Source organism: Paenibacillus sp. J31R30 (assembly GCF_059692115.1).
This window is the reverse complement of the sequence record NZ_JCAUAV010000001.1, coordinates 1,445,708-1,470,034: the sequence shown is the minus strand read 5'-3', so window position 1 is coordinate 1,470,034 and position 24,327 is coordinate 1,445,708. Positions and strand designations below refer to the sequence as shown.

Genomic DNA, 24,327 nt, shown 5'->3' with positions numbered 1-24,327 from the left:
TTCATCCCCTTATAGTTTGGTATCTATACCAAGGGCTATTTGCCCCATGATATCAGCCTTTAACTGATCCAATCAAGACTCCTTTAACAAAATGTTTCTGAAGGAACGGATAGACAATCAGAATTGGCGTAACTGCGATGACGATGGCAGCCGCTTTGATGCCTTCTGGCGTCAGGACTACATTAGCCACGCCTTCACTTCCAGAAGCATTGTCGAGCAAACTCTGATCCACCTGCAGAATCATTTGGTAGAGCTTGAGCGTCAGCGTCTGCATGGTCGTTTTGGTCACATAAAGCAATACGTTGAAATACGAGTTCCACCAGCCCACAGCATAAAACAAGGAAAGAGCAGCTAGAATCGGCTTGCATAAAGGCACGATGATCTGAGCCAAAATTCGCCAATCACCTGCGCCGTCGATGGCTGCAGACTCCTCAAGTTCCTCTGGTAAGCCCTCCATGAACGTTTTCATTACGAACATGTTATACGTACTTATTAAAGAAGGCAGCCATAATGCCCAGTACGTATCCATAAGACCTAAGGACTTTACGAGTATAAAATTCGGAATTACTCCCGAAACGAACAACATCGTAAATGTGATGAACATGAGGATGGACGTGCGTCCCATCAGTCTACGTCTTGAAAGCGGATATGCGGCCAATAAAGTAAGTGCCATATTGAGCGCTGTTCCCACAACGGTTACCATTACAGTGTTGCGCATGGCTACGAAGAGCTGCCCATCCTGGAAAAGCCGCTGGTAGGCTTCCGTATTGAATTCAATTGGCCATAAGGACACCTCCCCCGCTGTAATGGCTCTACTGCTGCTGAAAGAAGCTGCGATCTCATACCAAAAAGGGTACAAAGCAATTAGTGAACAGAAAGCGAGCACCGTGTAATTCGCTGCTGTTCCCAAACGAGTCAATAAGGATTGATTTCTATTGTGGGTTTTCATCGATTACCAAAGCCCCCGTTCTCCGAAAACTCGGGTTAATCGATTCACGCCCACGACTAGAATCAAACCAACCGCGGATTGGAACAAGCCTAATGCTGTAGTATAGCTATAGTTCATATTTTGTAAGCCCACACGATACACGTAGGTACTGATGACATCCGCTACATCCAATACAGACATATTCTGGAGGACCAGCGTCTGCTCGAGACCCACATCCATCATGTGCCCCATCCGAAGAACGAGCAAAATAGCAATTGTGCTGCGAATTCCTGGTAACGTAATGTGCCATATCTGGCGAAGTTTCGATGCTCCATCCATCTTCGCTGCTTCATACTGCTGAGGATCAATGGATGCCATAGCTGCTAGGTATAAAATAGTGCCCCAACCCGCTTCACGCCAAATACCGGATAATGTATATGCGATTGGCCACCAGCCGGAACTGGCCATGAAGTAGATGGGCTCGATGCCAAACACTTTCGTCAGCACCAAATTCACAACCCCTGTGCTCGGGGAAAGCATAGCAATAAAGATACCCCCTAGAACAACCCATGAGATAAAATGAGGTAGGTAGAGCAGATTCTGCACAGTCCTTTTATACCACTCTTTGCGCACTTCATTGAGGAGAAGCGCAAGAAGAATAGGTACCGGGAATCCTAAAACAAGACTGTAGACATTGAGCAGCAAGGTATTCCTGAGAACTCTCCAAAAATCAATACTTTGGAATAAGCTAGTGAAGTGTTTCAGACCCACCCATTCACTCCCAAAAATACCATCTGCAAATCGATAATCCTTAAAGGCAATAATTTCACCAGCCATCGGGGCGTATTTAAATAACAGATAAAACCCGATCACTGGCAGTAGCATCAGATACAGATGTCGATCCCGTATCATTCGGTTTCTGAATGTGGATTGCGTCGGTTTGGTCCATATTGGCTTCCGTTGGTTTCTACCTGTATTGAAACCGGTCGCTCTTTCCTCCATGTTGTGTTCACCCTTTCGAAATTGAGCCTGCTATTGTGCTGGCAATTCGATCGTATCCTGCGGTGAAGAGATTGGAAATAGACATGTTTTGTCCAGTTGACCTTTCTTACAAATCATCCTGTCACCTTTCTTACACACCGTTCATTTTGTTAAGGTGACCATAGACATTCCCTGTTTCTATGCGGGTTCTCACTTGGTATACAAATAGCAGCCTCCCCCTAATGGAGAGACTGCTGATTATTCAATCTAGTTCACAGAGGCAGCACTCACACCATGATTGGAGTAAATAGATACGAAGCATCACGGAGCACCCTAACCATCGTGTAATAGCCATAATAGCTAGGCTTAGGTACTGCCACTACCTTCAAAAAGCCCCCGCCGCCTGTATAAGTACTCCAGCCTAATTCTGTAAATACGATAGGCTTAGCAGCATCGTCATGACTGGACATTAAACTTTTCAGGCGTCCCGCTATCTAATCCAGTAACGGGCGAATGAAAACAGGGAGCGGCTGCCACGGCAGTCTCTCCCTGTTTATTCTGCTATCGTTCTGCGTTAGTGCAACAATTGATTTCTACATATTGCTTATCCATAATGGTTTATCCTCGCTGATTATTTGCGGAATAAGTTCTTGAACAAGATGAGGTAAGACATCATGTAGTTTTAGTTTCTCAATTGTGGATTCAATCCAATCGAGCAATTAGAATGTGATTATTATTAATTATTAGAGCCCTTGCAATATGCGAAACTTTATACTCATCCAAAGGCCTCCCAATTAAAAAAGGAGCGCTGCCGCGAAACAGGCTCCCTCACTATAGTTCTTGCATTAGTTGAAACGTCATCTAATGTACCACGCTTCCTTTTAACTACAACCAGATGATTTCATTGTCAATTGTTATAAACTGCGTTTAATATTCCAATTGCCTTTATTTCAATTTTTTCTCCGTTCTTGTCTTCATAGTTATCTTTATAAATCGAAAAAAAACCATAGTCCATTACAGACCGTGATTTCCATTCAATAATTTTGATATCTTGTTTACAGTTTAAAGCAAGACCATCATTAATACAGGTAATCTCATGGTTATTTTCTAACCAACTTACGTATTTTGATTCATTCGGGTTTGTTTGAAATAAAAATACAATAACTAATATTATTGCCACTATTGATACCAGATTTTTTTTCTTCATTTTTCCTCCAAATTAAAGTTTTCTGCACTTCAAAAAAGAGGGCAATTCATTGTCCATAAGTCCCCCCCCCCCGCTATTGTTATAGTTTATACTATTTCCATTACTTGGAAGTTGCGCTAACTGCCCGATCGTATAACTTAAGAAGTTGGCTGGTTCATTCAACGATACATTTGACAAAACCACATTTTAAAACCATGCTTCTCGTAGCATCCAATGATTTTTTTGCCACTGCTTACTGGCAGAGTAGACAATAGAACGACTTATTCCATTTCCTTCTGCGGTTTGCAGAAACTTATCAACCATCAAATGTCCAATATTTTCACTCCGGTATTCTGAATGAACGAATACCTCATCAACTTCAATATACTTCTCGCCATCGATGACACCCAGTCCTTCACTCTCATGAACGCTACCAGTTATATAGCCTACAACCTCTGAATCGATTTCTGCCACCCAGAAATAATCTCCGATATATTCCCTCAAGAGTTCTTTGGTATTCGGCCCTAAACCGTAAGTTATACACTCGGAGACCCATAATTCGGATAGCCTAGCGACTTGTAAGAGGTCGTTTTCAATCGCTTTTCTAACCTTAAGCATTTTAATACTCTCCTCCATTACTTCTTGATTAAAACTATGTCAATCATTTCACTTTATCAATTCCTAATGTGTAACTTTTTTGTTATACCTTTTACTTCTACTAAAGCGAATTACAACCTGCTTTTTGTTTCGCTATACTACCCGTCAGTTTAGCAAGTTACAGGTCAGTCTACTGCTTGTCGGCAATCGGACAATGTTCTTGTCAACCGACATCTATAGAGTCTGAATTCAAATTTAACAACCAACTTATTCCAATCTCGTTCCATCTTTCAGATATTCCCCCGAAATATGTTAAAAGTAATTTATGTCATCCGGCTTAATGTAACGGTTTATATAGCGTTTGCTAAGCTCAAATTCCACTTGATGCCGATCAAGTCTCTGCCACTCATAGTTTACGGTTTCATCATAAAATTTCCTTACATATTCCAAACCGTCCAAATACACACCCTCCTATAAATAAAGTAATTATTTGATCATTGGCATTCTTAATAAAAAAATCTCGCCCCCAAGACAATAGTCTTAGGGACGAGATTGTGTATTTCTCGTGGTACCACCCAGATTCGCAAACAGATTACCCTATAAGCCTCTTCAAGTACGGCATTAAACAAGAATGCTTATACTCTAGCTATGTAACAGGAGCTCCTGTCACACCATCCCCTAAGTATGGTTCCGATGTGCTGCTCAGAGGCTTTCTTCAATAAAGAACTCTTTCTCCATTTCAGCTATCGGAGCTCTCAGTGAAAGTTCGTTGTTGATTTTCTAATAAAACAAACTCAGTTCCTTTTGCCACTTAAAGTTGAAGTACTTTGGTTTGCGGTTGGCGAATAACCTACTAGAAAGGAGGCGTAACCGTGACCAATTATTCCGACATGAATAGATTGAATTGGAACGATCGAACTGCTGTTCATGCCAAATCAAAGTTTTATAATATCGATGCTTTTTTAGCAGGAAAGAATTCTCAGTCAGAACTGGATCATGTCGAGCTCGGCGAAGTAGCAGGCCGCTCGATGCTTCATTTGCAATGCCATTTCGGGCAAGATTCACTGTCTTGGGCGAGATTAGGTGCTCATGTGACGGGAGTGGACTTCTCCGAGGAAGCAATTGCTTTGGCAAAATCGTTGAACGAAAAACTGGGACTAGACGCTCGTTTCCTACGTTCGGACATTTATGACGCCAAGGAAGTGCTTCAAGGCGAACAATTCGACATCGTATATACGTCTTATGGCGTTCTTTGCTGGCTTCCTGATTTGACAAGATGGGGGGAGTTGATCAGTTCATCCTTGAAGCAGGGAGGGATATTTTATATGGCTGAATTTCATCCTGTTACCTCTGTCTATGAAGCAGTGGACAACCATTTGAAAATTTGTTATCCCTATTTCGATAACGAGGTTCGGGTCTATGATTCAACAACAACGTATACCGGCGATGAGGATAAGCTCGAGCATCCTGTCACTTATGAATGGCAACATACGCTTGGCGAAATCATAAGCGCACTCGTCGGGGCTGGACTGACATTAGATTTTCTACATGAATTTCCGTTCACTGTCTACAACATGTTTCCGGGTCTCATGGCTCAGGACGTTCAAGGAAAGTGGCGAATGAAAGAGAACGACCATTTGCCATTGTTATTTTCCATCAAAGCCACAAAGTGTTGAAACTACATACAACATAGCCTTAATAAACAAATGAAGAGCTGCCCTCGAAGCAAGCCCCTCTACTGCCCGTTACTCGAATGAAAACAGGGAGCGACTGCCATGGCACTCTGCTCCCTGTTTATTGTGCTATCGTTTCTTCGTTGGTTGAATACCTTAAGGTCATGAAATCATTATGATCTATCTATCCAATCCTGCTCGTATGCGGAACGAAGTGCTGCATTACAGCAGTTAATCAGGATTCTGGATAAGGAAACAAATCAACGATTCGCACGGATTGACCGCTCTCGTTCGTAAACACTACATGTTCTCGCCTAAATTCACGTGGGCTCTCCAAGCCACAGGCCGCAGCCAGCGAGAATAAACCTTCCCTCAGTTGAAGAATGTAGTTCATTACCCGCCATTGCTTTTCCTCTGGAGCCAGAGCAGCCTGATACTTGGAATCCGTAGTTGTAATGCCCGTCGGGCACTTACCGGTGTGGCACTGCATTGCCATGATGCAGCCATTTGCCATCATGAAGCCGCGAGCAGAGTTGACACAATCGGCGCCCAATGCTAAGGCGATTGCAACTTTATCAGGCGTAATGAGTTTACCGGAAGCGAAAATTTTGAATCGGTCACGCACACCGAATTTTCTAGCTATATCGTCGAGGATGAGCAACGCGGGAAAGAGCGGCAATCCCATGCCATCCGCCATCGCTTTAAAGGTCGCTCCAGAACCACCCTCAGAACCGTCTACGGTAATGAAATCTGGATAGATATCCAATTCTACCATAGAACGGAAAAACGGCTCTAGTCGCTTCGGATCACCAACGACTATTTTGATGCCCACTGGTTTGCCTCCCTCTTCTTGTAAGGTGCTTATGAAACGGAGCGCTTCCACCGGATTGGTTAGAAATTCAAACCGATTCGGTGAATTCACCGTCTTACCAACAGGCACTAAGCGAGCTGCTGCGACTCCCTCGGTTACCTTTGAGCCTTCGAGGTGACCGCCACGTATTTTGGCGCCCTGATGAAACTTCAATTCAAAAGCCTTTATATTTTGGACCTTAGCTTTGTGCTTATATTCTTCTATTGAGAACTTACCGCTACCATCTCGGAAGCCAAACATGCCAGGCCCTATCTGTGAAATGACATCGACTCCAGTGGCAAGATGTACATCCGCAACCCCGCCTTCGCCTGTATTAATCCATGAGCCGCTCGCCATACATGCACCGCTCCCAGTGGACTGAATATAATGCTCACCGACTGCTCCGTAGGATGTGGCCGAAGCGCCGAACATGCCCTTGAGGCGCCAAGGGTTTTTACGGTTTTCGCCTACCACAATGACAGAGTCATCATCCAGCAACCAAGGTTTTACTTGTTCTTCTACGAATTTTTCCTTCCTAGTAAAAAGCCCCTCGTCGGTAATTACATATTTTTTTCCTGGTATCATCCCGTTGTTATCTACCCTTAGCTCACTAGTTAATTTCGGAAACATGGCATTTGACAAATAGAAACCGGGCTTCTCATAATCGCGCCTACCGCCGAATGAGATGAGATCCGTTCGGTATTTCGCTGCATACACAATACCGACAAAATCGGCTCGCGAGAAAGGCTTCCCTTCCGTATCATTGTCAAACCAATATTGGCGGAACTCGGGCCCGAGCTTTTCAAGCAAGTAGCGCAACCAACCAAGGAACGGGTGGGATCGGATGATGGAATGCTTTGGTTTTTTGGATAAAGCATACATATAACCAAAAAAAATGAGTGGTGGCAAAATAACGATTGAAATCAATATGACCATCAGTACAATATGTACCATTTAGAATAACCTCCAAGTCGCTAAAAGTGTAACAAATTTAGTATTCCATCTTATTCCAATTTTAAGCAACATGTTAATAATGGTTAACTACGTTAAACTGCCCGTTACTTTAATGAACAAAAAAAGCGAGTTTAAAAAAATGAGTTTGCAGCTTAGTGCTGTTATTTTACGGAACTGCAAGATTTTAATTAGTTGTATCCATAAAATAAAAAAAACCGCGCCATACGCGGCTTATAATGCATATATGTTTCTGTCCTCTTACATTCAAGGATAAGAACTATTTTCATTTATGAATTTACCCACAGCAATGGCTGACGGATCGCGATGTTGCGACGAACTTCCATGTCTGTAGGGTCCGGATCAAGGCTATTCCACAGTTCAACATATTCCATATTTTCAAGCGCAAGCCCTGCAAATAACAAGGATGACACTTTTGCCGGCCAGCCCTCGAAATGTTCTATGTCGGGAGACAATGGCCACGTGGACTTATCCATCATATAAGGAAACAAATATGACAGCCCTTTGCGAATGCCTCGACCATCAGGCAACTCGAAGTTCCATAAATTATCTTCCGGCGTCGATAGAATGTGACACAGAGTCACCATATTATCCAGCACGAAAATCGCATAGCCATAAGGTTTGGTACGTGCTAACTCACGCGGGAAGCTGCCGTCAGGGTCCATTTGGTCAGGAAGCAGCGATTCTTTATACATTTGTATGCAAAAACGAAGCATTTCTTCGTTATTCGTAAACCACGCAAAAGTCGCCGCCTGCACAAACCAGCAAACCCCATGGTTATTAGGAGCATTCATCTCTTCGATGCCATTCTCGTGTGTGCTTATCCATGCTAAATAATCAGCAAACCACATCTTAAGTCCTTGATATATTTCGTCGGTCATGAATGAAGATGATTTCAGCGCTTCAATGGCAACCGGTACATCGATCAAATGCAGTGTATCAATAATGCCTATACCTCTTCCTGGGCAAATACCGGGTATGGCTTGTGCATAGAGCAGATGCGGATTCATCTTCGTCCCTTTATCCAAGAAAAACTCCCTTAAAAAATTCACCGCTTTCTCTGCGTAAGCTTCCTTTCCACTCACATCATAACCAGCGGCCAAGTTCGCTACGTGGGTTCTCATGCTGCGTAAAAGTAACCGATGACTGTTAAAATTATTGGGATTGCTTTCACCATCCAGCCGTACATAAGGCAGTCCGTCTACAGTATCGGGGTTTGGCCACCAGTAATCACCATTAGAATAATAATCGTGCAGACCACCTTCGCTTTTATCCGCAATGACATCTGTAATATGAAACGTGCTTTCATTCAATGAAGCATCTGCTTGCTCAAGTATCCAATTTGTATCAAACAGGGAAAGATCCCTCTGCTCGCTTGCTTTTGTCAGATTCATCATGGCTAAATCCTCTCCTTGATCTGTGTTTTCTGATTTTCTATAAAGTCAATTTACCCAGTATATGATTAGCCATAATTTTATAGCCTTCTGCATTCGGATGCAGCTGGTCTGGAAGTAAGTCAACGAAAGCGTCTCCAAAAATATCCAAGCCATCCACATACGTAAGATTTGAATCTCCATAAGTATTAGCTAAAATATTCACTGCTTCCTGGATTTCTTTCCTTATTGTAATCAACGTCATCCCTACTTCGTTCTCTTCCGTTTCTCTGTGAGGACAAAAAATAGGAGAAAATAAAAATATAGGCGTATTGCGATGCTTTTCCCGAATGATCGATACCATGCCAATGATAGCAGATCGAAACGTCCGAATATTTAAAGTATTACCCCCCATCACATTGATGCCGAGGCACAAGGAAATAACTTCTGCGGGTAGGTCACGGATAACACGAGCAACCATGGGTTCCAAATGACATTGCCCACCAAATCCCAAACAGGTCAGGTCCCAACCTTTGTTGCGTGCTACGATTGCCGGCCACGTTAGAGCAGGACTTTCAGCAGTACTGCATTGTGTTATGGAGCTGCCGTATGTAACCCACCGAGGTTGATGGTTTGGCAATGGAACTGCCGATGCCCCGTCATCGATCTTTAATCCTTTTACAATGACGCTAGCTTTTTGTGGAAAATAAAGTTCAACCTGCTTCATGCTGCCTGGTAAGTTGGTAAACAAACAAATGTCTTCTCCTGCAAGAAGTGTATTGGTACCGATGAATTCATCTTCAATTACGAGATCAAATTGTCTGTCTTGATCTGTACTAACGACGTGCAGCTCCACTGCAGTGGAATCGCACCGAAAAGCAAGTCTCACACCCGCTGTTTCCGCTGCCTTCTCCACTAATTTAAATGCAAATAAACCACGCTGATCGTGAGGCAATCGCCATGGCCTGATTCCGGTTTCTTCCTTTTCAATGGAAACGGCACCCCGGAACCATTCTTTGTTGATTTCAATTGTTTGCATGCTGCTATTCACCTTTCAATCTAAAATATCAAAAATATTTTCTCTAAAACAAAAAGTCGCATTTTCGCGACTCTTTATGTTTTAGGCCTCTTGTCTATCACTCTTGCAAAATATCATCGCAATCATGCATCCATACAGCCAATTCTGATGCAAGCCGTTCGATATTCCCAGCCTGTGAAGGATCATCTGACAAATCCAGTGTTTCCCATGGATCGTTCCGTAGATCGAACAACTGGATTCGTTCCGTTCCCATGTTCGTAATTGGCGAGCGATAATAACGAATCAACTTCCATCGGCCGTCCGTTACCATCCGCTGGACATCTCGATAAGCCGAACCAACGATACAACGAACGCCATCGCTTTTCCCTGCAAAGATTGGATGCAGACTTATGCCTTCTGTTTCCGCTGGCAAATCAACGTCGCATAGCCCGGCAATGGTAGGGAAAATATCGATATTACTTGCCAGCGCACACACCTGTTTACCTTCCGGCACGCCAGGCCCTCGGAAAATAAGCGGTATGCGCACGCTGTGCTCGTAGAGGTTCTGTTTGCCCATCAGTCCGTGCTGACCGACAGCCAAGCCATGGTCCGCCGTGTAGACGATAAGCGTATTGTCATAGATGCCCTTAGCCTTTAGCGCCTCTACAACTCTACCAATTTGCGCGTCCATGTGGCTTATCATCGCATAGTAATCGGCCATATGCTCACGAATTTCGCCCTCATCCCTCGGCCATTCTGCCAGTTTCTCATCGCGAACCAGCATATCACCGGTATCGAAAGGATGTTCTCGCACAAAGTTGGGAGGCAGCAGAATGTCGGACTTGACGTACATGCTGGCATACGGCTCAGGCGCGGTTCTGGGATCATGCGGTGCTGTGTAAGCGACATATAGGAAAAACGGCCGCTCTTCTCGGTAATCCTCAATAAAGTTGACAGCTGCGTTTGTAAACATGTCCGTTGAGAACGTATGTTCCATATATTCCTGTTCCTTCGGATAAATCCCGGTGGGGTCATAATCATATACAGGAACCTTGGTATGATCGCTCATCCCGTGAAAGTGCAGCTTATCTCCCCCTTCGAAACTCCTGGCGAAACTTGCCTTGTCGTTATGCCATTTGCCGACTGCATGCGTTCGATATCCAGCATCACGCATCGTTTGCGGCATCAGCCGTACATCCGGACGAATAACGGTCGAATGCTCGCGATTCATCATGTCTTTGCCGATCGTCGCCCGGAATATCGGGATGCCCGTATGGACACAAGCTCTGCTCGGCGCACAAACTGCTCCAGTGAGTCCACCGAATATGTGTGTACTCCGACAAGAGGTACCGCTAGCGACCAGCGAATCCAGTACCGGCGTCAGCACGGTTTCATTACCGAACGCTCCAATAGCTTCACTACGATGATCGTCAGCGATGATAAATACAACATTCGGACTTTTCGTTATTTTCTTCTCTATGTTCGTTAGTTTCTTCTCTATGTTCCTTAGTTTCTTCTCAATGATCGTAACCCTCACTCTCACGCGACAACATGCGTAATGATTCTGAATGTAGTCTACTTTTGGGCTTTATATTGCGTATAGGCTTGTTGATAAATCTCTAAGTAACGTTTTAAGTTCATTTTGTCCAAAGTGCTCAAGTAGTTGTTCCACTCCTTCTCAACGTCCAATGAGCCTGTAAAAACAACCTCAGGAGGGTTAGCCATAATGCTCGACAACGCTGACTCACCATCAGCAAACGTATTAATCACACTAAACCGTTGATATTCTTCAATTAGCGTTTTGAGACCAACACCGATGATAGGTTCATCGTCAACAATACAGATTCTAGCCATTCGGTAGCCCCCTGTTTCAAAAATGAAAACCTAATCTCGCCTCACCAAGCGCTGCATACCCTTATTATGGTACGTTTCGCTTTCGCCTGAATACCCATTAAAACCTGAACAGCATCATCAAAATCGAGAATTCCCACCCTTAATAAACTGAATGCGTATGCAAAATAAAGACAGACCACTCGGCAAGCCTGCCGAGCGGTCTAGTTGAGCGCATTATTGAATTGGCAGCCAGATCATGTCTCGCCATAAAGGAAGGCCAGTCCACCATTGTCTGCATCATTCAATACCCTCAACCTTTCTTACATGTTTTATTCGAAACGGACTATTAAATCACACCGCGCTCAATGTAAATATACGTGTGCACTGGAAGGCGATCATTGTGTTTATTTACTGCGACATGATTTTTTTTGCTTAAAGAAAAAACCTTCCCTCTGCATATGCAGAAGGAAGGTATAGCTCACATAAATGGAGCTGCCGTGAAGCAGACTCCTTGACCAAAGCTTTTCACAACAAAAAACTGTCCCAAAAATCTCTTAAAGACAGTTCCCCACAAAGTTCCATGCACAGTTATTACGTAGCAATTTCGTGTTGCATGGCTTTACTGTATGCTAAGAAGTCTTCCCGCTCCACTTGATACAAATCATAGATCCGTTGCGCATTGTTAATCGATTCGTATACTTGATGGTGTATATCACTAGCTAATTTGGCATATGGTAGTTTTTCTATAGCCTTCTTCGAACGAATATTTTGTTTACGGACTTTCAAAAAAACCGTTTTAATAGGATGTTCTAGAAACAGTTCAGTAAAAAAGGATTCCTTTGCACGTTGGTTATAACCTTTTCCAAAATAAGGAGTTCCAATCCATGTAGCTAAAAAGCCTGTTTCATTTACAATATCATATAAATCAATGGTACCAATGGGATGACCCATCTCGTTAAGAATGGTTCTAGACATACATGTTCCCTGTTCTTCTTCAACGATCAACTGTTTGGTTATGAATAAATATTGCTCATAAAATTGGCATTTATAACGAACATAAGGAAAAACTGCAGGATCTAGCATTAAGTTATATAAGGAATGGCATTCTTGTAAATCTCGTTTTTTTAGCATGAAGTCTACCACCTAGTCCTTTTATTTCGCTATAACACGCAATTTAAGTATATAAAAGGATTTCGAGGATTTTATTAAGTCAACATGGTTTTTCTGTAAAATTTATCGTTATTAGCAAAAATAGGCCCTCAGCAACAAGCTAAGGGTCATAGATTCCTAGATTGTTCTTAGGGAATGATAGGATCTAATGTCTTAAACTTATCAAATTCAATGATTGTATAAAGTTTGTACGGACTTTCTGTATTCTCTCGTTTAAACATCCCCATGTATCCAACATTTTGAAATACAACATACTCTATAAAAGAAAAATCATCTGGGTGGTTAGATTGCCAATAGTAATGTAAATCGCGCGGCGACTTATAGTATAGCCAATCTAAATCTTCAATTGAAAAACCTTTATGAGATAATACCCAGATTCTAAAAAGCACATGTGGATCAATTTTAATATCTGATTTATTATTTTTGTTTTTAATTTCAAGAGCTTTATTATCCAGTACAGCGTTAATTTCAGAATTAGACTGATAGTTATAAACTGAATTTACTTGATTAAATTGACTTGAATACGATGCGATTCGTGAAATCTCTCTTACTTGATTTATGTTTACCTTCGGCATATAAAAAGTGATTATTAAACAAACGAGTCCAAAAATTAGTGATCTAAGTATGAAATTATCCTTAGTTCTAGACATATATATTAATCCCAAGATTGCTCCTACCGGAATTAGTAGTCCAAAAACGTCAAAATATAAACTACATATGATATACCCGAGAATGATTTTAATCCATGCTTTAGTTTGTAGAGTCTTTATTTTATCGATGTAGGATAATATCAGTAACAGCAAAATACTCAAGGAAATAATCCAATTCATAACTTCCTCCTCTTTTCATTTTCATTTTTTAGAGGCACTACCTTCAGTATTTAGACGCTCAATTTCCAGTTAAGTTCCATAAAAACACTAATTTATTCCATTCTCCTGCCGGTTACTACAATAAAAAATGCACCAAAAGGAGCTTGCCGCGAAGCAAGCCCTCAACTATTGTTTTCCGTAAGCTATGTTTTCTTGAGCTCTCCAGTATGTTGAATATAAACATGGACATCGATTTGGTTAAGCGATGATGAAGTCAGCTCAAGATCTTGCCAGTTTTTTACTTTTTTCTTAAACATCACATTCCGAAAATTGTAAATATCAGCCTTTATGCGCATCCCTTCTTCAAAAGTAGATCGGATTTCCTTCTTGATTTTCTCTTCTGCTTCTTTCTCCATTTCTTGCTCGGATGGCTGGCTGTCAAGTAACTCAACTATATTCCCCTTGACTTTAACCTCAATATTGAAAAGCGTTTGCCCATCTTGCTCAATAACCGTAATTTTAGATTTGGGTTTTTCAAGTGAGAGGATCGCGGGCTTGATCTCAATGGGTGTTCGAACAGTATCTTTCTCCAGCCATCGCAACCCGTTAAGCTGATTTTTGGCCATCCAACCTTGAAAGTCGTTTTTTCGAACGACGAACACACCGTTAATTTTCAATTTATCTTCAGCTTTCTTTTCGGACTGCCATGCTGTTTTATCAATGATAAGGGTCGGAACTATAGCTGATTGACCAGGCTCATTCAGATTAAATTGATATTCTTGCGCAAGCAAAGGCTTTATGAACGAACTCTGAATATAATTTTCTTCCGGTTGGCCGAGAATGTTAGTGATCGGTGACATTTGAAAAAAAGATGGGGTTTTAAAGATGTCTTCAATGGATCCCTTTGTTCCGAATATCCATGGTGTATATCTAAACTCTCTGTATCTCTTTAAATTATCGAAGTAAATCTCTCCACCTGATTGAATGGCATTTTCGGTAAACAGATACGTGCGAACATGACTCCAATAGATTCTTCTTTGTACCGTACTATAAATATCACCTAATGCCAAAGCGAGTGACTTTCCTCTCCCTTTGCCGACATACACTTGCGGGCCGATCCCTCCGCCTCCCGTTTCCGACTTTGCTACGTTGCCAAAGGATACCGTCTGAATGTAGACCTCATACAGATTATTTTTATAATCAACCCCAATAGCAGTAGCATAAAGCAGATCTTGAATATTTTTATTGTCCCAACACCCGGACAGGCATATCATACAACAGAGCGTGATTAAGAGTACCACAGGTCTCATTGTCTCTCTCCTTGTGACGTGGAATCTGTCGGTTGTAACATGCTCGGTCTCTTGTTTTTTGATTTGAAAGGTCGATTAAATAACGCTAGTACGGACGACTTCACATTGAGTTCGGCGATTGGAGACCAGTAGGATATTCCGAAAGATGTCAGTGTAGAGGTATATGCTATCACTGAGAATAATCCCATAAAAAATCCGTAAATCCCCAAACAGGATGAAATTAATAATATGTAAATTCGAATTAGGGTTACAGTACCTGTTAAGGACTGATTTACCAAAGTAAAGGATGCAACGGCAGATGCTGCCGTAACCATGAGCAGAGCCGAAGAGGCAAGTCCTGAACGTATCGCAGCATCCCCAATAATCAGCCCCCCAACTACCGTTACCGTTTGTCCAACCGGTTTAGGCAGGCGTATGCCGGCTTCACGAAACAATTCGAATAGTCCAAAAATCAAGAAATTTTCAATCGTCGTTGAATAGGGTATACCCTTACGTGCTTCAGCAATAGTTGCAAGTAAAGGAAACGGAATTTGGTCGATATTGAAGCAACTCAATGAAATATAGAATCCAGGCAGAAACATGGCCGTTCCTAAACCGATAAGACGTAATAAGCGTTGTAATATCGTGTAGTAGTAAGCAGAATGGGCATCTTCGGGAGATTTTAATAACTCGATAAGATTGGATGGGCCGATGATTGCCATTGGAGATCCGTCCAAAATGATCACAAATCTGCCCCGAAGCAGTGCCTCAGCAGCAAAGTCTGGTCTTCCAATCGTGTCCACTAATGGGAAGATGGAATCGCTGGAATCGCTTAAATATTCTTCCAACTGCCCGACACCAATAATGGAGTCCACATCGATTTGGGAAATCCGACGCTTCGCTTCAACAACGAAATCTAGGTTTATAATATCTTTGATATATAGAATGGCTAAACTTACATTTCCCCTCTTGCCTACAATGAAATGTTCATATTGAAGGGAAGTCGTTCTTAATCGTTTGCGAATGAGGGCAACGTTAGTAGTGACTTCCTCTGTAAAACCATCGCGCGGTCCGCGAATGGATATTTCGCTGATCGACTCTTCGGGTTGACGTTTTGGCGGATCAGCAATATCAGCTTCATAGGCGTGTGTTTCATTCTCATGGAAAAATAATACAATCACATTACCTGAGAATACGCGTTGTTCAATTTGGCTTAGATCTAAGTTTCCATCAATAAGCTTCAGCTCATCGTTACGAATCATTTCACTCATTCGCGGGAGTACATTTTCATTTAATTGCTTGCTATCCACCATACCTTCACAATAAACAACTTGCGTGCCGCTGCGCTTCTGAAATTTCACATCGTAGCAAGAAGTGAATAAAGCCCTGAAATCCTCTTCTTTTGCATGTTTGATGATCATACCGACCCTCTTTTTCTTGTTGTAAAGTAGGCTAAGGCAGTCCAACAGAGAATTGACAACGTGGATAGTGGATAGAAGTAGTTTTTAGTGAAAGCTAAAAAATCGCTATCGTTGAATTGAAGCTCTATACCGATAAATAAGGCGGTCGTACATGTAATAATCACAATTTTATGATGTCTTTGTTTGGAAGTCAGCAAATCGCCTATTAAAAACAAACCCAAACTAATAAGAATAGCGGTACTACTAAGCCATTGGTATATCGACAAAAAGTCAAGATGCTCCACGAAACTGCTGATTCTAACTAATCGCCAATTTGTAAAGAGAGGGAACCGCTGTTTTGAAGCTTCATATGTACCGAATATAGTCAACACACTTATAACAGCATTGATGGCTAATAACGAAAAAACAGACGGGAATAGTACAAAATGCTTCCATTTGAAACGGCCTTCCGTATGTGAAGACAGTAATAATAACAGGAACAATTCCATGCCAGCTCTAAGAGTTGTTGACGCGCCTTCTAAGATGGACCGTGCTCCTTCGGTAAATAGCGGGAACAGAAGACCGTAATGTCTGTATCTAAATGTAAATATTGCCATAAAAACAATTAGAAAAAAAATAGCCGGCATTAAGATAGAATAGGAAATGGCGATCGGTTTGATCCCTTTAATCGCTAAGTAGGCACAAATGATCAGTAAAGGTGATGAAATCGCCCAAATAGGCGTAAAGGGCAGAATCATGGATTTAACCCATATAACTACATTTTTATCAATGACAAATAGTTCGCAAAACAAATATGAGGCAATCCAAAATTTCAATACCCACGCGACTAAACTCCCCATTTTAAGTTCAATGATATCGAGGAAGGATTGGTTAGGTGCTTGATTGTTTACTATTCGATAAATCCAAAAGGCATATAAGAAATATGCTGTGCACCCTATGATACTGCTTACAAACGCATCCCTTTTGGCTTGTTCAATTAATATGATTGCACCTGAAATTTGGGACAGTGCAAAAGATCCACCCAAACATAGAATATAAGCTTGTAAAGGATTAATTTTAGGATTGGAAAACGTCGACATCGTGCTCACCTCCTGCTCCTATATTTTCCTACAAGCTATTTATTTATCCCAAGAATAGGTAATAGGTACAAAGGCCATCCTGTCGGCAAAACAGAACACCCCGTAACATGAAATAATAAGTTACGGGGTGAGTATGCTTGTCGAATAAAGATTAGGAGAAATAGGAAATAATGCCTTCGGTAATAGCGGCTGCTGCTTTATTTTGAAAATCAGGAGTTTGCATTCGCTGCTCATCCTCTCGATTGGATATATATCCTAGTTCCAGTAAAAGAGACGGGCATTGATTCTCTCGAAGTACACGATAATCCCCCTGTGATACTCCACGATCTCTGGTTTCAATACGTTGGCCAAAGATCTCCTCATGGATTAGCGTTGCCAATTTTCGATCTGCTGCTTTGTTGTAATACGTCGTGATTCCAGCTACATCATGACTGGTAAATGCATCAAAATGGATACTGATAAATAGGTCGGCCGCGTTCTTCTTGGCAATCTCCACTCGCTCCGTAAGCGTTATAAACTCATCCTGTTCGCGGGTCAAAATAATAGTCGCGCCAGTTCTTCTAGCTAATTCCTGCTTGATAGTTAATGCCGTTTGAAGCGTTATAGCTTTTTCATAGATACCCGTTTGTCCTGTTGCACCTACATCCTTGCCTCCATGCCCTGCATCAATGACAATCGTTTTTCCTTCTAACTTTCGATTCTCTTTATCCATAGAATTTCTAGTAGCAGAATGTACAGCAGATTGGGTAATTTCATTTTTCAAAAAGCTGCTAGCTTGTACGTTATATACAATGAAACCGGAAATTAGTGTGCTAATTGTGGCGAAGGCAATAATTCCATTCTTTTTCATAGATGAGCTCCTCTCATTATGCCAACTCTATCTGGCTGAAACTTTCACTTCATAGAGTTAGTTTAATAGAGGTAGATGAACTTAAAGCGAAGTTGAGATAAAGATGAGATGAAGACATAGGCTATTCAAGCAAAATAAAAAAACCGCCATTTAGGCGGCTTTCAATCGAACTATGTACTAAATTATTTATTTCCTTCCAAACACAACTTCACCAAGTCATCCACATGCGCGGTCGCCAAACACTCAACGGTATCCGCCGCACCATAATAGATTTTAACTTCACCATCATCTTCCAAAATCATGCCGCCTGGGAAAATAACGTCGTTACGGAACCCGCCATCTGTCTCATAGCTAACCTCTGGCGCTAGTAACGGTTCTTTGTACAGCCCGATTACCTTCTTCGGGTTATCCAAATCAAGCAGCATAATGCCGGCTGTATAGCGCTTTTTCCACGTTGGCTCCCAACCATTTTTACCGCGGTTGGCATCGATATCAACGGCATGGATCGTCGTCAGCCATCCCTTGGACGTGCGAATTGGCGGTGCAGCAGGTCCAATTTTATCATTTGCATATGGAACATGTTCCACGCCTAAGACGAGATCTGTTTCTCCCCAGTATTTGAGATCAGGCGACTGCGAAAGCCAAATATCAAATTGATCTTTCCCCCGGCTGTAAACCGGGAACGGACGTTCTAGACGCACATAATTGCCGTTAATCTTCTCTGGAAAAAGAACCATATTCCGATTGTCCGGAGCAGACATGGATAGGATGTCAAAACGATCGAAGTCATCCGTTACCGCAATGCCTCCTCTGACGCCATGACGTGTATCTACAGCGAAGCACATATACACGCGTCCATCCATTACGGTTAATCTAGGATCATAAACGCGTGTGATTTCCTCATCATATAGCTTCCAACAAGGACGAGATTGCACTTCCCAATGTATGCCGTCTTTACTGTAAGCTAACCCTAAATCTGTGGTATGTGAAGGCTCTAACGTTTCCTCTTTGATATTGCCGTGGTCATTACGGAACACCATGACATACTGACCTTGGAATTTCGTTACACCCGCATTGAATGTAAGTGCCGTAGGATAGGGCACGGAATCCGCCGTTAGAATAGGATTGGCAGGATGTCTTGTTATAACAGAGCTGGACGTTAATGAACCGATTGTTAAAGTCATCAGTGATTCTCCTTCATTCTTATTTATCTTTAGGTTACAATAGGTGTGCTTACTATACCTATCAATCCTTGAACAAACCTCTCATTTCTTGAATAGGCTGTGATCCCATGACTTTTCCAATCAATAAGCAATTATCAGATTATCCGAATATCGGTTCCTTTCCTTTTCATTTATCCATAAATCGGGTAGATCAGCACTTTCCCAGTCATCGTCATGATTTTCTAGAATTCTCATTAGTCATTGAGGGCAGCGGTTACGAAACCGTGAACGGCCAGGCTCATCCGATGAAACCTGGTACCTTTACCCTACTGCTTCCATATCAAGTACACGAAATCACTGCTCATCCAGGCAGTCCGTTAATCTTATTCAATTGTATGTTCGGCATCGAGCTGCTTGGCGACCCCGCTGCGCGCTTGCTCCTTTCGGATACGAATCCGTACCTGACTCATTATGACCTGAGTGCTGAACAATGTGAGATCGTGAGAGAGAAGCTACAGGGCATGCTTCGAGAATATGAACACATGTCCTCCGATATTTGGCAACCGATCCTCTTGAAAGGAGAACTCCAAGGCATTCTTGCTTTCCTCCACAGATTACGTCCGAGTCACTCATTGCAGCCTAATGTTTCCGATATCCCATCCAAAACGGCATTGCCATGGGCTATGCTTCGATACATTTATTCCCGCTATCGGGACCCGCTCACCTTGGAGCAGATCGGAGCCTATTTTCATTGTCATCCTTCCAGGGTGACTCAAATTTTGTCGCAGCATCTTGGCGTGACCTTCGTCGCGCTCCTTCAGGAAATACGGATTCGTCACGCTTGCAGTTTGTTATCCAGCACGGAAATGAAAGTGACCGATATTGCTTTTGAAGTCGGCTACGAATCGTTTGCTAGTTTTAGTCGTAATTTCCTTAAACTTGTGGGGGTTTCACCAACTACATATCGATCGAAGATCTAACATTTACAATAAATTAATATAGTAACTTATTTATGTGTAGCTGCAACATTTTTATCATCGTATCCGTTATGGATGTCGATAGGTCAGTAACACAAAAAACAGATGAGGTGAATGGAATGAAGAAAACCATGAAGTCGATCACACTTTCAGCAGTAACTGCTATACTATCACTCACAATACTCGGTCAAAGCTTTGCAGCTGCTCCAACATTTACAGATATTGAACATGTGGCAACAAAGGATAAAATTATTTCACTCCAACAAAGTGGGATTATTGAAGGTATTACGCCTTCATTATTTGCTCCACAGGAGTCAATTACAGCCGCTCAAACCGTTCAACTTCTCGTGAATGCGCTTGGACTCAATTTAGACTTGGTTAAATTCTTCAAAGAGCCAATGGCGACTGATTATTTCAAAAACGCTTCAAATGACGCTTGGTACGCAGAGGCGCTGATCATTGCGGCAGTCAACAATCTTGATCTTCCCAAGGACCTAGATCCTAATAAAAAATTAACACGTGAAGAGTTCACACATCAGCTCGTTCGTGCAATTGAAGTTAGTCATCAACTTCCACTGATTAACCCCGTTGTTGTAGATATTAAAGATACGGATCAAATCAATGTTGAGTATTCAGGATCTATCCAGCGTGGACTTAACTACGGGATTATTAAGCTGAATGCTGCAGGTAAATTTAATCCAAAAGATGAGATCACACGTGCAGATGCTGCTGAGGAAATTTACAATGCCCTTGAATATCTAAAAGCTCATCAAAATCCAGTCGTATCCAATGACCCTATTACATCCACACAAGGTGCTCAACTTATCACAGATGCACTAGCAAAGGTTGGCACAGACATCAAGATCAAAATTGATCCAAATGCTAAAGTGACTCGTGAATCGTTCACGTATCTGCTCATTCACACTTTTCAAACAAGCGGGAAATTACCAATGATTAAGTTATCTCCTGTAGATGTGAAAGATACGGACAAAATCGATATCAACAATGTCGGCGCCATCCAAACTGCGCTTGCCTTAGATATTGTCGAGTTAAATCCAGATGGTACTTTCAATCCGAAAGATGAGATTACCCTTGCAGATGCAACAGAAATGGCGAATAATGCCGTTAAAGCAGTTGAACGATTACAAACAAGCAAATAAGTAACTATAAAAAAAGGACAGACCCTCATTCATATCGAATGGGTCTGTCCTTTCCTATTCCCCTCGCTTCATCCCTACTCGTTCTATTAACAAGTCACAAGCACGCTCGATCTCACTCATCGTCGTGTAGCGTCCCACAGAGAATCGTATGGTGCCAGCCGCAGCCTCTGCTGTTAATTTCATCGCTTTTAATACCGGAGACATCGCACTACTTCCCGTATGACATGCAGAACCCGTAGTTGCAGCAATTTCAGGGATTTGTGCTAATATTTCTTGCCCAATCCTACCTAGAAAACTAACGTTTAAGGTATTCGGCAATCGTTGATCTGGATGTCCATTCCTAATTATACGATCTTTGAACGCATCGGATAATCTCTCCCAGAGCCGGTTTGTTAAGGCGAGAATATCCAACTGATCATTACTCATCTCAGCGAGTTCTGCCGCTTTACCTAAGGCTACGATGTAAGGCACATTCTCTGTTCCCGCTCTGCGACCCGCTTCATGACTGGCGCCGTGATTGTGTGAAGTAATGGAAGTTCCTTCTCTGATAAGTAAAGCGCCTACACCTTTGGGTGCATATAGCTTATGACCGGCAATTGTAAGCAGATCCACCGACATTTCGCTCCAATTCACATCGACTTTCCCTACAGATTGTGCTGCATCGGTATGGAGAACGATTCCCCTACTCTTCGTAATTTCAGCAATTTCCTGGATCGGCTGAATGGTTCCGGTCTCATTGTTTGCATGCATGATCGTCACAAGAATTGTATTTTTCGTAATTGCTGCTTCGAGATCTTTGGGGTCAACGAGCCCATATACATCCACATCCAAATAGGTAACCTTTGCTCCTATCGATTCAAGAAAGGCACATGGATTCATGACAGAAGGATGCTCAATTTTCGTCGTAATGATGTGATTACCGCGATGTTTATTGGCAAAATAAACGCCTTTGATGGCATGGTTATTAGACTCACTTCCACCGCTGGTAAAGACAATTTCACTTAATTTACAACCTATCAATGAGCCTATGCGACGTCGGGCTAAATCAATAGCCTCAGCAATCTTTTCGGAGGCCCAATGGGAAGAAGATGGATTACCATAATGACCATATAAAAATGGAAGCATGTCATTTAGCACTGCTGGATCAATCGGTGTGCTCGCGTTATAGTCGAGATAGATGCGTCTATGTTCAGATTCGCTTTGAACTGTTGTTTCCATACGTACTCTCCCCCTTACTATTTATTTGGCTGCGCCCACACGAGATGAATGGTATTCCATAAGTACCTCTCCATACGTAGAACACGAAGTTGGGATTGCTGAAGAATGTCTACCATATCACGATCCAAATGGCAGCCAACGCATCGATTGAACATGGGTTCAACGATTTTTTGGGTTCGACTCACCAAGCGGTTTGAGCTGAGGCCATGCTCCATTAATAGGATTTGACCTCCTGGTTTGCAAAAAGTGTTAAGGGATGCCATAACTTGGACAGGATTGTCATACCCGCAAAAGGACAAAGTGGATATGATTGTATCAAACGTGTTCTCGGGAAAAGCGAGTAATTCAATATCGGATTGCACAAACGTTGCTTGAATTCCGGAATCTGCCGCAGCATCTTTGGCTTTGGACAACATCTCACTACTGAAATCTACGGCTGTCACTTCTACATCTTTTGGGTAAAACTTGAAATTGGCTCCAGCTCCTACGGCAAGCTCCAACACCTTCCCCTTTGCACTGCCAAGCAAGGTTGAGCGCCATCTACGCTCCGTCTGCTGCTTTCTTCGCATTTCATAGATGTTGGACTGTTTATCGAATTTACGAATTAATTTCTCTTTATTCACGATACACCTCTGTAGCTGTGATAAATCCACAAAAAATGGAGCACCTCAACCGTTGCCAGTGTGTACTCCATTTCATCTTCATAACAACGTAGGATACAATTGTTGGAAATCTTCTGTTCGTATATACGCTTTGACAGCCTCAACAGCTTCATCAAGGCTATTTACATCAATTGTTCGAACTTCTTGAATCTCTTGTTCGTATTTGTTCAAGGCATGTTCATACCGCGGATCATAATAATGCGCTAACAGAAGGCTAACCGCCTTCTCAAATTGATCATCATTTAGCGCTTGTTCAATTTCTTTCGCGATCGGGGTGTGAATTCTGTCTTTGATGTGGCTATACGCGTTCAGCAGCTGATCTTTATTTTCCCATGGAAGATAATCCGCCATAATATGACGAACACGTTCTTGTATAGGCATTTTGATATAAAGGTGCGTACCGGTTTCTTTCTTATTAAAAATGAACTCAGGTATCACTGCTTTTCCGATACGTTTGCTTTCTCCCTCGATCAGTATATAAGGAGAATCCTTCCATTTCAGAAGGTTCGTAACGAGGTGAGCTTCGAACGTCTTTTGATTATTAGCCTCGAGACCGACGTGTCCAAATATAGATCCACGATGCCCTGCAAAGGCCTCAAAATCTAACACAGGGTAGCCCTCCGCCTGCAAACGTCGAAGAATCGCAGTTTTGCCTGCACCTGTATTCCCGGAAATCACGCATACACGAGGTTTGAAATCCATCTTCTCAAGTGTATCAACGACCCATCTCCGATAGGAACGGAATCCCCCTGTCAGACGATACGTTCGAATGCCCATTAAAGAAAGTACAGTAGCTGACGAATGACTCCGCATGCCGCCGCGCCAACAAAATACAGCCTTCTGCCCTTTAATCGCTTCAAACGTTTTGACAAATGCCGGCAGCTTGGCAGAAATGATCTCAAGACCTCGATCTTTAGCTGCTTGTACACTTACTTGTTTATAGATGGTTCCAATTTCGGCCCGTTCTTGATCATCAAAAAATGGGATATTCATACTTCCGGGAATCGTTCCATCCTGAAACTCAGAAGGAGAACGAACATCGATCGTCACGATTTCTTTCTTATCTTTGAGCGCTAATAGCTCATCTATGCTGATGTCTTGAAACAATGGATTTCTCT

Annotated in this window: 24 protein-coding genes; 3 read left to right on the top strand and 21 right to left on the bottom strand. The window is 42.3% G+C overall.

The window, feature by feature from the left end; translation table 11 throughout:
• Nucleotides 1-52 precede the first annotated feature (52 nt).
• The 5 genes from AC58QO_RS05900 to AC58QO_RS05880 all read right to left on the bottom strand — a co-directional run bounded on the left by AC58QO_RS05900 (nucleotide 53) and on the right by AC58QO_RS05880 (nucleotide 3,713).
• Complete coding sequence (locus tag AC58QO_RS05900) at nucleotides 53-949, bottom strand: carbohydrate ABC transporter permease (protein WP_497264309.1); 897 nt, start codon at nucleotides 947-949, stop codon at nucleotides 53-55.
• Nucleotides 950-952: 3 nt separating this feature from the next.
• Nucleotides 953-1,930 carry an ABC transporter permease gene (locus AC58QO_RS05895; protein ID WP_497264308.1) on the bottom strand — a complete coding sequence of 326 codons (978 nt, stop codon included), beginning with the start codon at nucleotides 1,928-1,930 and terminating at the stop codon, nucleotides 953-955.
• 266 nt (nucleotides 1,931-2,196) lie between these two features.
• Nucleotides 2,197-2,379 (bottom strand): hypothetical protein, encoded by a 183-nt coding sequence (locus AC58QO_RS05890; RefSeq protein ID WP_497264307.1) that lies wholly within the window; start codon nucleotides 2,377-2,379, stop codon nucleotides 2,197-2,199.
• 437 nt (nucleotides 2,380-2,816) lie between these two features.
• A complete protein-coding gene (locus AC58QO_RS05885; protein ID WP_497264306.1) occupies nucleotides 2,817-3,116 on the bottom strand; it encodes a hypothetical protein in 300 nt (99 codons plus the stop codon).
• Between the two features lie 186 nt (nucleotides 3,117-3,302).
• Complete coding sequence (locus AC58QO_RS05880; protein ID WP_497264305.1) at nucleotides 3,303-3,713, bottom strand: GNAT family N-acetyltransferase; 411 nt, start codon at nucleotides 3,711-3,713, stop codon at nucleotides 3,303-3,305.
• An 851-nt stretch (nucleotides 3,714-4,564) separates the two neighbouring features.
• Between AC58QO_RS05880 and AC58QO_RS05875 the strand changes: the two genes are divergently transcribed.
• Complete coding sequence (locus AC58QO_RS05875) at nucleotides 4,565-5,368, top strand: class I SAM-dependent methyltransferase (protein ID WP_497264304.1); 804 nt, start codon at nucleotides 4,565-4,567, stop codon at nucleotides 5,366-5,368.
• A gap of 232 nt (nucleotides 5,369-5,600) precedes the next feature.
• Here AC58QO_RS05875 and AC58QO_RS05870 read toward each other — a convergent pair whose 3' ends face one another.
• The 13 genes from AC58QO_RS05870 to AC58QO_RS05810 form a co-directional block, all read right to left on the bottom strand.
• Complete coding sequence (locus AC58QO_RS05870) at nucleotides 5,601-7,169, bottom strand: glutamate synthase-related protein (RefSeq protein ID WP_497264303.1); 1,569 nt, start codon at nucleotides 7,167-7,169, stop codon at nucleotides 5,601-5,603.
• Between the two features lie 287 nt (nucleotides 7,170-7,456).
• Nucleotides 7,457-8,584 (bottom strand): alginate lyase family protein, encoded by a 1,128-nt coding sequence (locus AC58QO_RS05865; protein ID WP_497264302.1) that lies wholly within the window; start codon nucleotides 8,582-8,584, stop codon nucleotides 7,457-7,459.
• Between the two features lie 37 nt (nucleotides 8,585-8,621).
• A complete protein-coding gene (locus AC58QO_RS05860; RefSeq protein WP_497264300.1) occupies nucleotides 8,622-9,599 on the bottom strand; it encodes an SGNH/GDSL hydrolase family protein in 978 nt (325 codons plus the stop codon).
• Nucleotides 9,600-9,696: 97 nt separating this feature from the next.
• On the bottom strand, nucleotides 9,697-11,115 hold the full coding sequence (locus AC58QO_RS05855) for a sulfatase family protein (RefSeq protein WP_497264299.1): 1,419 nt from the start codon (nucleotides 11,113-11,115) through the stop codon (nucleotides 9,697-9,699).
• 38 nt (nucleotides 11,116-11,153) lie between these two features.
• Nucleotides 11,154-11,432: a response regulator transcription factor gene (locus AC58QO_RS05850; RefSeq protein ID WP_497264298.1), complete on the bottom strand. Its 279-nt coding sequence runs from the start codon at nucleotides 11,430-11,432 to the stop codon at nucleotides 11,154-11,156.
• 139 nt (nucleotides 11,433-11,571) lie between these two features.
• A complete protein-coding gene (locus AC58QO_RS05845) occupies nucleotides 11,572-11,712 on the bottom strand; it encodes a hypothetical protein (protein WP_497264297.1) in 141 nt (46 codons plus the stop codon).
• A gap of 290 nt (nucleotides 11,713-12,002) precedes the next feature.
• Nucleotides 12,003-12,542 (bottom strand): GNAT family N-acetyltransferase, encoded by a 540-nt coding sequence (locus tag AC58QO_RS05840; protein WP_497264296.1) that lies wholly within the window; start codon nucleotides 12,540-12,542, stop codon nucleotides 12,003-12,005.
• A gap of 167 nt (nucleotides 12,543-12,709) precedes the next feature.
• On the bottom strand, nucleotides 12,710-13,411 hold the full coding sequence (locus AC58QO_RS05835; protein WP_497264295.1) for a hypothetical protein: 702 nt from the start codon (nucleotides 13,409-13,411) through the stop codon (nucleotides 12,710-12,712).
• 182 nt (nucleotides 13,412-13,593) lie between these two features.
• Nucleotides 13,594-14,700 carry a Ger(x)C family spore germination protein gene (locus tag AC58QO_RS05830; protein WP_497264294.1) on the bottom strand — a complete coding sequence of 369 codons (1,107 nt, stop codon included), beginning with the start codon at nucleotides 14,698-14,700 and terminating at the stop codon, nucleotides 13,594-13,596.
• Complete coding sequence (locus AC58QO_RS05825) at nucleotides 14,697-16,100, bottom strand: spore germination protein (protein ID WP_497264293.1); 1,404 nt, start codon at nucleotides 16,098-16,100, stop codon at nucleotides 14,697-14,699. The genes AC58QO_RS05830 and AC58QO_RS05825 overlap by 4 nt, the downstream gene beginning before the upstream one ends.
• Nucleotides 16,097-17,179, bottom strand: a complete 1,083-nt coding sequence (locus AC58QO_RS05820; protein WP_497264292.1) for an endospore germination permease — start codon at nucleotides 17,177-17,179, stop codon at nucleotides 16,097-16,099. Before AC58QO_RS05820 ends, AC58QO_RS05825 begins: the two co-directional genes overlap by 4 nt.
• A gap of 151 nt (nucleotides 17,180-17,330) precedes the next feature.
• On the bottom strand, nucleotides 17,331-17,891 hold the full coding sequence (locus AC58QO_RS05815; RefSeq protein WP_497264401.1) for an N-acetylmuramoyl-L-alanine amidase family protein: 561 nt from the start codon (nucleotides 17,889-17,891) through the stop codon (nucleotides 17,331-17,333).
• A 320-nt stretch (nucleotides 17,892-18,211) separates the two neighbouring features.
• On the bottom strand, nucleotides 18,212-19,213 hold the full coding sequence (locus AC58QO_RS05810) for a glycoside hydrolase family 130 protein (protein WP_497264291.1): 1,002 nt from the start codon (nucleotides 19,211-19,213) through the stop codon (nucleotides 18,212-18,214).
• Nucleotides 19,214-19,320: 107 nt separating this feature from the next.
• Here AC58QO_RS05810 and AC58QO_RS05805 point away from each other — a divergent pair, with 107 nt between their 5' ends.
• Together AC58QO_RS05805 and AC58QO_RS05800 are read left to right on the top strand one after the other, a co-directional pair.
• Nucleotides 19,321-20,172 carry an AraC family transcriptional regulator gene (locus AC58QO_RS05805; RefSeq protein WP_497264290.1) on the top strand — a complete coding sequence of 284 codons (852 nt, stop codon included), beginning with the start codon at nucleotides 19,321-19,323 and terminating at the stop codon, nucleotides 20,170-20,172.
• A 116-nt stretch (nucleotides 20,173-20,288) separates the two neighbouring features.
• Nucleotides 20,289-21,329 (top strand): S-layer homology domain-containing protein, encoded by a 1,041-nt coding sequence (locus AC58QO_RS05800; RefSeq protein ID WP_497264289.1) that lies wholly within the window; start codon nucleotides 20,289-20,291, stop codon nucleotides 21,327-21,329.
• A 54-nt stretch (nucleotides 21,330-21,383) separates the two neighbouring features.
• Here AC58QO_RS05800 and AC58QO_RS05795 read toward each other — a convergent pair whose 3' ends face one another.
• The 3 genes from AC58QO_RS05795 to mnmH form a co-directional block, all read right to left on the bottom strand.
• Complete coding sequence (locus AC58QO_RS05795) at nucleotides 21,384-22,547, bottom strand: cysteine desulfurase family protein (protein ID WP_497264288.1); 1,164 nt, start codon at nucleotides 22,545-22,547, stop codon at nucleotides 21,384-21,386.
• Between the two features lie 17 nt (nucleotides 22,548-22,564).
• Nucleotides 22,565-23,170 (bottom strand): class I SAM-dependent methyltransferase, encoded by a 606-nt coding sequence (locus AC58QO_RS05790; protein ID WP_497264287.1) that lies wholly within the window; start codon nucleotides 23,168-23,170, stop codon nucleotides 22,565-22,567.
• A gap of 78 nt (nucleotides 23,171-23,248) precedes the next feature.
• Entirely contained in the window at nucleotides 23,249-24,316 is a 1,068-nt protein-coding gene (mnmH, locus tag AC58QO_RS05785) for a tRNA 2-selenouridine(34) synthase MnmH (protein WP_497264286.1), read from the bottom strand.
• Between the last annotated feature and the right edge of the window lie 11 nt (nucleotides 24,317-24,327).